Here is a 6,371-nt window from a genome sequence, read left to right as displayed (position 1 = left end):
CAATAAATGGTTCCTAAAAACCATCATCAATTCACACAACAAGAAAATCTGAATGCATACCGAAATATGCGCTCAAGAATTCACTGACGTGACTAACCAAAGTTAGTCACTGCTTATTTCAACCGGTCCGAAAACCAGTGAAACATGTCGGAAAATATAGATGATGATCAACCAGACCACCGTCCACATCTCCCTTCCAATCTACAATGTCAAAGAGCAAATCCTGATCTCGTTTCCCTGCCAGCTTGGCTGGGCGTTGAGGTCAAGTGTTCCGCCGGTGCGTCTCGCTGAGCGCTGCGCCCCGTCGGTGTGGGGCGGGTTATAGGGGTGCTTTCCGACCCTGTAAACACCTTTTTTCAGTTTTTTCGAAAAAAGTGGTGATTACCCCGCGAAACCCCATTTTCTTTCCGAATATGTTACAGAACCCTTAATGAGGCGCAATAATATTGCACAGGTTTGGCGACATGGCGGAAGGCCGCCAGGCAAAGGTGCAATGCGGTTGATTCAGGGCCGGGTTTTGACCGGGTTAAACGCTGGATTTTCACGTTGAATCGCAAAAGCAGAAGGCCTGTATGCACCCAGGCAGCCTCCATATATCTGGGAGGCAGCGCTGGAAATGGCAGAAAACCAAGGGTGAATCATCCTGATAGCCAGCAGAGAATCAACATCCGACGCGGATCAGACACAGGCACTGTCCTGATAAGCGGAGCCTAATCGTCCTGTGCCTGCTTCTTCTTGTAGGCCTCAAGCATGTTAAGCATGGTGCCCGTTTCCTGGAATTCCTCCGCTGTCTGCGCCAGCGCGGCACCGAACTGTCCTTCGAATTGAACCGCTGCGCCACCCGCTGTTGCAACACGCCGGTCAAACCCACCGCCCGATGTGGCCGGGTCCCACTCATAGCCATCAGTGCCCGGCACAAACATCCGGAAAATACCCTGGATCATCTGCATCGGCTTTGAGATTGTCTTGGGCTTAAACGGCACCGGCGGCCCAACACTGACAACGCTTCGGTTCACCATATTCTCATCCATACCGACCATCGCGCGCGCCACCTGCCCCAGAAACAGGCGATTCTGATAGTCGCTCATGTCGGCACCGGTCTGCCCCTTGGTGAGGCTACCCTTGATCCAATCCCCCATGGTCATCATCGATCCATCTTCGAGGATGATATAGCTACCGTTCAGAGCATCGCCTGCCGGAAGCTTTGGTTCGCTGTCGTCACTCGGATCTTTCTTTTCTCTCAGACGGGGGAAAACCGGCACTACAAGAGGGCCGGCAGGGAAAGTCTCTTTGGTCTTTTGGGACTCGGGCGCTTCCTGGGTTTCAGCTTGCGGTTTTGCTTCGTCCTGCGCATGTGCGCCGTTCATGAGCGAGGCCAACAATATCGCCACCGAAAACAAGAGGGCGATGATCATGACCATCAGCCTGCGACGACGCCCCCCATTACCAGCCGGTGTCCCGGACATGCCTCTTTCCTCTTCTGCCGTGTCCTGATATTCTTATCAGGAAATATATTTTCGTAAAACAATAATTTCGTGTCTAAAATGAGGCAAGCCCCATGAACAACAAGCTTCTGAGCCTGACCCTCCTGAAATGGATCATCTGGCTGTCCATCGTGTTGATCGCCACCTTCACCGTCTGGATCTGGGCTGATCCAGCCATGCTGACCCATATCGGCGCAGAACAGAAGGTGCTTGAAGAATACGGCGGAATTGAGGGGTTTGTCCTTTGGCAGCGGATCGCCGGCTTCATCGCGGATGCCCTGCCTGCGGGCCTCCTCATCGCCGCACTTGCCTTTCTACTGCGACTCATCTGGCAGCTTGAGGCAGGCAACTGGTTTGATGAAGCGTCAGAACGGTCGCTCGAGCATGTCGGCCATTTCATGCTGTGGTACTTGCTCGCCAGCTTCTTCAACGACACCTTTCTTGTGCTTATCGCCACAGCAACCAATCCGCCAGGCGAACGGGCACTCGCGATCAGCCTTTCGTCAGACACAATTCTTGGCCTTGTGCCGGCGCTCATGGCGCTTGTAATCGCCCGCATGATTCGCCTGGCCCGCGAGCAGCGGGACGAACTGAACCAGATCATATAGGGAGGCGGACCATGCCGATCACCGTTCGCCTTGATGTCATGCTGGCAGAGCGCAAAGTGAAGTCAAAAGAGCTCGCGGCCCATGTGGGAATCACAGAGGCTAACCTCAGCCTCTTGAAATCCGGCAAGGTGAAGGGTGTGCGCTTTTCCACCCTTGAGGCCATCTGCGACTATCTGGACTGCCAGCCGGGTGACATTCTGCGCTATAAGAAAGACTGAAATCTGCCTTTAGAAGCGGGTCGAAAGAGTGAAAGCGCTATAGCGGTGATTGCCGCTGCCCGCGAACTCTGATGTGCGGAAGGCGTTCGTCAGCGCCATACGGACCGGCCCGACAAAAGCCACCACGCCAACCTGCACTTCGGCCAGAAGCTCTTTCTTGTTCACATGATGCTCGTGATCTGCCCATGTGCCGTCCAGGAAGATATTGCGCGCGATGGCACGTACTTCGCTGCCCGCGAACAGATAGATATCGAATCCGTCACCGGAGAAATGGTCGCTACCCGGCAGGCTGGGCTGGATTCGGGGCGGCGCGCCCATATCGCGGTCAAGGTTGGTGCCAAGCCTGAGCGTCAGCCCCCCTGCTCCATAAGTATAGACGTTCCCCAAGGCCACGCCCCAGTGCGGCGTGAAATCAAACGCAAGGTCGCCAGACAGCGAAACCGGGCTAAACCGGTGCCCGCGCGTGTAATAGAGATTGAGCCCCGGCTCATTGGGCAACTGGTGCGACCATCCGTTTGGGCGCGGACTACCGATCACGCTATGCCACCAGCGCTGGGTCTTGCCGGCAAGCGACGCAGGGCCAACCATGCCAAGGTCCAGCTTGATGACCTCGTATCCCGTTCTGTCCTCTGCCGTCACACCGAACTCCAGATAGGTCCAGCCCGCATAGGGACGGTCGTCTTCGATAAGGTCGAATGCCTCAATATCCTTGGGCGTATACATATTCTGACCAAGCGCCACGCTGTAATAGAGGTCTGACTTCAGCGCAGACACGGCCATAGGTGAAAAACGCCTGAGGAAATTGCTGATATTGTCGCCGATCGGTGTGTTGCCGGGCCGGTGGATGTAGCTCAGGCGAATGCCATTGGTATAGTTCTCGTCCGTACCAAACAGGATGTCGTTTTCCACCTGCACGGTGAAAACCTCGTTGCGGTCGCTTCGGGCGTAATCTGCTGAATCGGCGTGCACACCGTTCACGCCCGCAGCCCACACCAGTGCCGCGGCCAACCTTCCTGATCTGTAACCCCTGTGCCTCACAACTGCTTCATCCTGACTGATTGCTACCCCTACTTATATATAGCGCAGAAGAAATTGCATGAATCAGACATCTTTATGACCGAATGCGCCTTTGGCCGTCACGCGAACTGTACAAGTCCCTGCGCATGAGGCAAGCTTGGTCCAGAATTTCGGGCAAAGATTGATCAGTATAATTATGCGCATCCTCCACGTTCTGGACCACAGCCTTCCCAAACACAGTGGCTATGTCTTCCGCACCATGTCCATCATGGCACAGCAGAAAGCAATGGGGTGGGACCCAGTGCTGGTAACCACACCCCGGCACGGCACGGGCAGCGATCTATTCGAGGACGTTGACGGCTGGCGCATATACCGCACGCCCAACAGCGGCATTCCCAAATGGTTACCGCCTGGGCTGCGCGAGATGCGGGAGATGCGAATCACGAAATACCGGCTGCGCGCGCTTATTGGCGAACTGAACCCCGACATCCTGCATGCCCATTCGCCTGTTCTAAATTTCTTCCCCGCATTCGAAGCAGCTGGCGGGCGACCGGTGGTCTATGAAATTCGCGCCTTCTGGGAGGACGCGGCTGTGGACCATGGCACGACCCGCGAGGGAAGCCTGAGGTACAGAATCAGCCGGGCGATGGAAACCCGGGCCATCCGGCAGGCAACAGAAGTAACCACCATCTGTGAAGGGCTTCGAGCCGACATCCTTGCGCGCGGCATCCGGCCCGACAAAGTGACCGTGATCCCCAATGCCGTGAACGCGGAGGCCTTCCCGCCAATCACTGAAAAAGACGCTACGCTCACAAAGGAGTTGGGCCTTGAAGGCCGGACAGTGCTTGGTTTCGCCGGGTCGTTCTATGCCTATGAAGGGCTTGAGTTCCTGATCCGGGCGCTACCAGCCCTCAAGGCGGAAGTGCCGGATGTGGCGCTTCTTCTGGTCGGCGGCGGCCCAACAGAAGACCGGCTGCGCGCCACTGTGGCAGAGCTGGGGCTTGAAGACACCGTCATCTTTACAGGCCGCGTACCGCACGACATGGTCCGCCGCTACTATAGCCTGGCGGATATCATGGTTTACCCGCGCCACGGCATTCGCCTGACAGAAACAGTAACGCCATTAAAGCCGCTCGAGGCAATGGCCATGACCCGCCTGGTGCTGGCAAGCGACGTGGGCGGCCACCGGGAACTTATTGAGGACGGCCGCACCGGGCGCCTGTTCAGGGCCGATGACGCGGCAGATCTGGTGCGCGTTTGCGCTGAACTGATAAAAGACCGGGAAAACTGGGGCGCCATGCTCAAGGCCGGGCGCGACTATGCCGAAAACGTCCGCACCTGGCAGAACAGCGTCGCGGGGTATGAAGCGGTGTACCGCCGCTGCATGAAGCAAAGCAGGAGGGGCTGAGCAATGCGCGCCATGATTTTCACAGGTGCGATCGCCGCCTTTCTGGCCGGTGCGCCAACAACCGCCGAAGATGCGGTTCATTTTGACAAGGCGCGCTACCAGACGCCGTCAGACAAAACCCTGACAGCCGTTATGGCCGCGCGGGAGGCCGACTGGCGCAATGGCGCCATTGTCTATCAGGTGATTGTGGACCGGTTTGCCCCATCCAAAAGCCTGGATGCCAAACGGCATCTTTATGCACCGCCACGCACGCTGCAGGCATGGTATGACCTGCCGAAACCCGGCCACCCGGTTGAGGGCGCAGACAACTGGAGCCACGAGCTGGCCTTCTGGGGCGGCGATCTTGAAAGCCTGATGGGTGAACTGGACTATATCCAAGGGATCGGGGTCGATGTACTTTACCTGAACCCGATTCATCTGGCACGCACCAACCATAAGTATGACGCGCTGGATTACCACCGCATATCCCCGGAATATGGCACGCGGGAAGACGTGAAGGCGCTTGCGGGTGCCCTGCACGACCGCGGTATGAAACTGGTACTCGACGGCGTATTTAACCATATGGGCAACAAAGCACCCATTTTCCGGGAAGCGCTAAAGGATGCGAACAGCCCTTACCGCGACTGGTTCTTCATCAGCGACGCCTACAAGGACGGATATCGCAGCTGGATTGACGCCCCTGCCCTGCCGGAACTCAAGCTCGAGAACCCTGAGGTGCAGGATTATATATATAGAAGCGATACCTCCGTCGTGCGGTCCTACCTGCGGGACGGCATCGACGGCTGGCGGCTTGACGTCGCCTTTGACGTAGGGCCCGAAGCCCTCGCCGAGCTGCGCACCAGCGCCCGCGAGGAAAAAAAACAGGCGTTGATCGTTGGGGAAATCTGGAGCTACCCCGACGGCTGGACCCAGTCGCTCGACGGTATCCTGAACTTCCCGGCAAGGCGAATCATCGAAAGCCTTGTGGATGGCCGAGTAAACGGACCCGCTGCAGGCCGCATGCTGGCGCAGATGGCAGAAGACACAGGCATGGACGGCTTGCTCAAGTCCTGGCTCCTTCTTGATAATCACGACACCAAACGTCTGATGGACATGATGCCAGAGCCCTGGCAGCGGGACATGGCTCAAGTGCTGCAATTCACCCTGCCCGGCTCACCCAACCTTTATTACGGCACTGAGCTCGGCATGCGCGGCGGTGAAGACCCGGAAAATCGTGCCCCCATGCGCTGGGATTTGGCAACAGGGGACAATGAGGTCCTGAAGCGCACGCAGGAATTGATTACACTTCATAAAGAAGAGCGTGCCCTCAGGATCGGGAATTTCCGTGTGATCGATTCGGAAAAGCTGCTTGCGTTCGAACGCTATACGGACAGGGCACTGGAAACCGTATTCGTTATCGCCAACCCGGGCGACACGGCCGTCACCGAAACCCTGATGATCAGAAACTGGAAAATGATGAACGGCACGCCGGTCGTCAATGCGCTGATAGGCAAGCGCGTGGCAGAGATTCGCTCCAGCCTGATGGACATTTCCATAGATGCTCACAGCGTGCTGGTGCTGAAGCCAAAGGACTTCGACAATGATTGGTCACCCTATGAAAGGGTACAATAGGGACTGAAAGCCCCTACCCTGACAC

The 6,371-nt window shown here is 56.8% G+C and carries 7 protein-coding genes; 5 read left to right on the top strand and 2 right to left on the bottom strand.

Going from position 1 to position 6,371, the window contains the following annotated elements:
* Positions 1-163: 163 nt before the first annotated feature.
* On the top strand, positions 164-325 hold the full coding sequence (locus tag KORM41_RS22325; RefSeq protein WP_231727367.1) for a hypothetical protein: 162 nt from the start codon (positions 164-166) through the stop codon (positions 323-325).
* A gap of 385 nt (positions 326-710) precedes the next feature.
* On the opposite strand, the gene KORM41_RS21430 is transcribed toward KORM41_RS22325, so the two are convergent.
* Positions 711-1,466, bottom strand: coding sequence for a hypothetical protein (locus KORM41_RS21430; RefSeq protein WP_156432088.1), 756 nt, complete (start codon positions 1,464-1,466; stop codon positions 711-713).
* 92 nt (positions 1,467-1,558) lie between these two features.
* On the opposite strand from KORM41_RS21430, the gene KORM41_RS21425 reads away from it, so the two are divergent.
* Both KORM41_RS21425 and KORM41_RS21420 read left to right on the top strand, forming a co-directional pair.
* Complete coding sequence (locus tag KORM41_RS21425) at positions 1,559-2,092, top strand: DUF2975 domain-containing protein (RefSeq protein ID WP_068153457.1); 534 nt, start codon at positions 1,559-1,561, stop codon at positions 2,090-2,092.
* Between the two features lie 11 nt (positions 2,093-2,103).
* Positions 2,104-2,310: a helix-turn-helix domain-containing protein gene (locus tag KORM41_RS21420; protein ID WP_068153453.1), complete on the top strand. Its 207-nt coding sequence runs from the start codon at positions 2,104-2,106 to the stop codon at positions 2,308-2,310.
* A 9-nt stretch (positions 2,311-2,319) separates the two neighbouring features.
* Here KORM41_RS21420 and KORM41_RS21415 read toward each other — a convergent pair whose 3' ends face one another.
* A complete protein-coding gene (locus KORM41_RS21415) occupies positions 2,320-3,318 on the bottom strand; it encodes a lipid A deacylase LpxR family protein (RefSeq protein WP_068153449.1) in 999 nt (332 codons plus the stop codon).
* 205 nt (positions 3,319-3,523) lie between these two features.
* Between KORM41_RS21415 and KORM41_RS21410 the strand changes: the two genes are divergently transcribed.
* Together KORM41_RS21410 and KORM41_RS21405 are read left to right on the top strand one after the other, a co-directional pair.
* Positions 3,524-4,735 carry a TIGR04063 family PEP-CTERM/XrtA system glycosyltransferase gene (locus KORM41_RS21410; RefSeq protein WP_068153445.1) on the top strand — a complete coding sequence of 404 codons (1,212 nt, stop codon included), beginning with the start codon at positions 3,524-3,526 and terminating at the stop codon, positions 4,733-4,735.
* 3 nt (positions 4,736-4,738) lie between these two features.
* Positions 4,739-6,346, top strand: a complete 1,608-nt coding sequence (locus KORM41_RS21405) for a glycoside hydrolase family 13 protein (RefSeq protein WP_197421364.1) — start codon at positions 4,739-4,741, stop codon at positions 6,344-6,346.
* Positions 6,347-6,371: the final 25 nt, after the last annotated feature.

It is taken from the genome of Kordiimonas lipolytica, from assembly GCF_001550065.1.
This window is presented reverse-complemented; position numbering and strand designations above follow the sequence as displayed.